The 3,753-nt window shown below is 32.0% G+C and carries 4 protein-coding genes; all 4 read right to left on the reverse strand.

What is annotated here, in order from left to right:
- Nucleotides 1-166 precede the first annotated feature (166 nt).
- The gene (locus B0A57_RS11865; protein WP_034097479.1) at nt 167-529 is read right to left on the reverse strand and encodes a nuclear transport factor 2 family protein; all 363 of its coding nucleotides are present in this window, start codon (nt 527-529) and stop codon (nt 167-169) included.
- Between the two features lie 108 nt (nt 530-637).
- Entirely contained in the window at nt 638-1,546 is a 909-nt protein-coding gene (locus B0A57_RS11870) for a pseudouridine synthase (RefSeq protein ID WP_011962486.1), read from the reverse strand.
- Between the two features lie 140 nt (nt 1,547-1,686).
- Nucleotides 1,687-2,604, reverse strand: coding sequence for a geranylgeranylglycerol-phosphate geranylgeranyltransferase (locus B0A57_RS11875; protein WP_011962485.1), 918 nt, complete (start codon nt 2,602-2,604; stop codon nt 1,687-1,689).
- Nucleotides 2,605-2,646: 42 nt separating this feature from the next.
- A complete protein-coding gene (locus tag B0A57_RS11880; protein ID WP_034097477.1) occupies nt 2,647-3,585 on the reverse strand; it encodes a mevalonate kinase family protein in 939 nt (312 codons plus the stop codon).
- Nucleotides 3,586-3,753: the final 168 nt, after the last annotated feature.

Consider the following 3,753-nt stretch of genomic DNA (forward strand, 5'->3'; position numbering starts at 1 on the left):
GACAAACTGTATGTTTTTTTTATCCCAGTAAATTTAAACTTTAAATGGTATTAATTTAGGCAAACCGCACTTCAAACAGTAAGATAGATATGATTTAAAATAAAAACACATTAAACTTATTTTTTTAAGATTAATGTGTATGAAAGAGATTGTTCTTTTCTAAAATTTATCCGTGATAAACTCTAGAAGAAATTATTTTTTCGTTTTTAACTTCTAGCACTTCTGCAACAAGCATATCGTCTTCGTTTGCAACTTGACGAATATATTCCATAAAAACCCTATCGGAATTTGCAGTAAGCGATTTTACTTTATAATGCAAACTTGGCAACCTATCGAAAGCGTCTTGCCACCAAGACCTCATCGCTTCTTTACCAACCACTAATCCGTTGGTTTGTGGTTTATGAATTTTTAATTTCGGACTAAAATGTGTTGCTTCGTCATCATAAAGCGCTAATAATTTTTCTAACTCTTTATTATTAAAGGTTTCGAACCAACGAAAGGCTATAGATTGTAATTTTTCGGGTGTCATATTTTTTGTTTTAAACACGAAGTTCACAAAGAATTCACAAAGGACACAAAAAAGACGCAAATCTTAGTGAACTTAGTGAAAACCTTTGTGAACTTAGTGGTTAACTTATTATGTGTTTTTTAAATTGATAATTTCTTGTTCAGTCAAGAAACGCCAATTTCCTCTTGGTAAATTCTTTTTGGTTAATCCTGCAAACGATACCCTGTCTATACGAAGAACATCATATTTGAAACTTTCAAAAATAGCACGCACTACTTTTACGTTTGCCGTTTTTAGTTTTAATCCTACTTCACTTTTTGCTTCTTTTTCTATATAAGAAATTTCTTCAACAAAAACACGGTGCCCATCTATTACAAGACCTTTGCTTATTTTTTCTAAATCTTCAAATTTCAAGTTTTTATCTAGAGAAACTTGGTAAATTTTTGATGATTTCTGGCTTGGCAAACTAAATCTACGAATCATATCGGTATCGTTTGTAAACAATAACAAACCTGTCGTATTCTTGTCCATTCTTCCTACGGCAGCGATTTTCGAATTAGTAGAACCTCTTACTAGCTCTAGAACATTACGATTTTCCTGACCTTCGTCGAAAGCAGTGGTAAAGTTTTTAGGTTTGTTTAATAAGATGTATTCTTTCTTTTCTGGCGTAAGCACTGATCCGTCGAAGTTTACAACATCACCTGGTTTTACCATATACCCCATTTCGATAACAGGAATTCCGTTTACTTTTACGTTACCAGATTGTATGTAAATATCGGCATCACGACGTGAGCAAGCTCCTGAATTAGAAATATATTTGTTCAAACGTATTTCGTCTTTTACCTTCGGTCTTTTAGGTGCTTGGTTTGGTTTTTTCTCTACTTTATTTGGGTCGACCGCTTCAACTTTTGTTGTAGGTTTTACTTTTTTTGGACCTTGGGCACGCTTTGCCATCGCTGGTTTTGGCTTGTTAGAACTTGGACGAGTACTGTTTGGTCTCGCTCCAGTTCCTTTTTTATTGCCTCCTGAATTATTCATAACTTCTGTAATTTGTGCAAAGATAGTGTTTTAAGAGTTAATATTTTTTATTTTTAGCCCTGATAGCAGTGGAAATCCTTTTGTTTTTTCCTTTAAAAAACAAAAGATTGCAACGGATAGCAGGATTAGCTCCTAAAAATTTATAATTTTAGCAATGCTTTTCCGTTTATTAATACCGAGGGATTTATAAGAACAATACAAAAAACACCAGCAACGATAAGAATTTTTAACACAACATGAAGTTGTACATATTCGGCTTGCGTTTCAGATTTCCAGAGTTTGAGCAGGAATAATATTAGAATTATTAGACTGATATAAAAATAAATATCCATATAACCTACGTCATATTTTTCGATTAAAATGTAAACTGGAATAATGGTCGAAATGGTTAAAAATGTGATGATTTGTTTAGAGACTCGCTCTCCGAATCGCACAGGAATGGTTTGATAATTATTTGCAATATCGCCTTTTATATTTTCTAAATCTTTTATCATTTCTCGAATAAATAGGAGCAAAAAAAGAAACATGGCGTGGGCAAAAATAACATGATAAAAATTTTTGAAATATAATAATATCCCAAAAAACGGCAAAACTGCTAGCAACGAAGCGGTTAGATTACCAACTATTGGATATTTTTTTAGTTTGTGCGAATAGAACCAAATTAAGAAAATATAGGTTGCAAAAAACAAAGCTGCTCGAAACGAAATAATGAGTGAAAGTGCTGTTGCTAAAAAATTTAACACAAAATACACTTGTAGTTTTGTTGTTTGACTAACCTGCCTATCTAGCCTTGTTTTGTTTGGACGATTAATTAAATCTTTTTCGGAATCGTAAAAATTATTGATGATATAGCCCGACGAAATGGTTAGTGTTGAAACAAATACGAGCAGAAACAATCGCCAATCTAAAATAACATCGAGTGCTCTTTTTTCGGGCGAAAGGATAAATATTGAGGATAAATATTGTGCTAAAACGACTACCGGAATATTATAACCACGCACCACAGAAAACAAACTGAAGATTTTGATTAAGAGTAATTTTGATTTTCGTTTTAGCATTTATTATCTCGAAAGTTGTAAGGTCATAAAGTTTGAGAGTCCTTAAAACTGATAAACTACTTCCAATTTATAATCTTTTAATGACAGTCTTGCTTTTTCTAAGTCTTGGGTAAATCCTAAAATATAGCCACCACCGCCAGAACCACAAAGCTTTAAGTAATAATCATTTGAATCGATACCACGTTGCCAAAGTCCGTGAAATTGCTCTGGAATCATGGGTTTAAAGTTATTTAAAACCACTTTCGATAATTTTTTGGTATTGGCAAACAATGATTTGATGTCGCCCCCTAAAAAATTATCGACACAAGCATCGGTATGTTTTATAAATTGTGATTTTAGCATTTTTCGGAAGCCTTCTTCTTTTAAGCTTTCCATAAAAATATTAACCATGGGTGCTGTTTCTCCAACAATTCCTGAATCTAACAAAAAAACGGCTCCTTTTCCGTTCAGACTTTGAGTAGGAATTCCTGTTGCTTCGATATTATCTTTAGAATTTATTAAAATCGGGATACTCAAATAGCTGTTTAAAGGATCTAATCCTGAACTTTTCCCGTGAAAAAAGTTCTCCATTTGAGAGAAAATATTTTTAAGTGTTAATAATTTTTCACGTGTTAGATTTTCTAAAACCGTAATTTTATTATGAGCATATTTGTCATAAATTGCTGCAACTAAAGCACCACTACTTCCTACTCCGTATCCTTGGGGAATACTAGAATCAAAGTACATTCCGCTTTCTATATCGCTATTTAAACTTTCTAAATTGAAGGTAACTAATGCTGGCTGTTCTTCTTGCAACGACGCTAGATGAGAAGCTAATTTTTTTAAATTCTGATTAGATTTTATCGCTTCAACTGAAGGATTTTCGTCAGATTTTAGTGCACCATTATAAAAGTTATAAGGAATAGACAATCCTTTCGAGTCACGAATAATTCCGTACTCTCCGAAAAGTAATATTTTTGAGTAAAATAATGGTCCTTTCATAAATATTTGAAAATTATTTTATTTTATTGATTTTGTTTGGGCTTTGACGAGTATCGAATTGTGCTAAAACATTTATCTCTTTATTATTAAATTTATAATAAAAGAGTTATTTGTTTCGACAAAACACATCTTCTATAATTTTTATTAACCTTTGAAAATGAAAAAATT

Source organism: Flavobacterium psychrophilum DSM 3660 = ATCC 49418 (assembly GCF_002217405.1).
GTDB classification, from domain to species: Bacteria; Bacteroidota; Bacteroidia; order Flavobacteriales; family Flavobacteriaceae; genus Flavobacterium; species Flavobacterium psychrophilum.

Excerpts from the sequence above, each read along its gene's own strand:
- B0A57_RS11865 (WP_034097479.1), bottom strand. The coding sequence starts at position 529 with ATGACACCCGAAAAATTACAATCTATAGCCTTTCGTTGGTTCGAAACC.
- B0A57_RS11870 (WP_011962486.1), bottom strand. The coding sequence starts at position 1,546 with ATGAATAATTCAGGAGGCAATAAAAAAGGAACTGGAGCGAGACCAAAC.
- B0A57_RS11875 (WP_011962485.1), bottom strand. The coding sequence starts at position 2,604 with ATGCTAAAACGAAAATCAAAATTACTCTTAATCAAAATCTTCAGTTTG.
- B0A57_RS11880 (WP_034097477.1), bottom strand. The coding sequence starts at position 3,585 with ATGAAAGGACCATTATTTTACTCAAAAATATTACTTTTCGGAGAGTAC.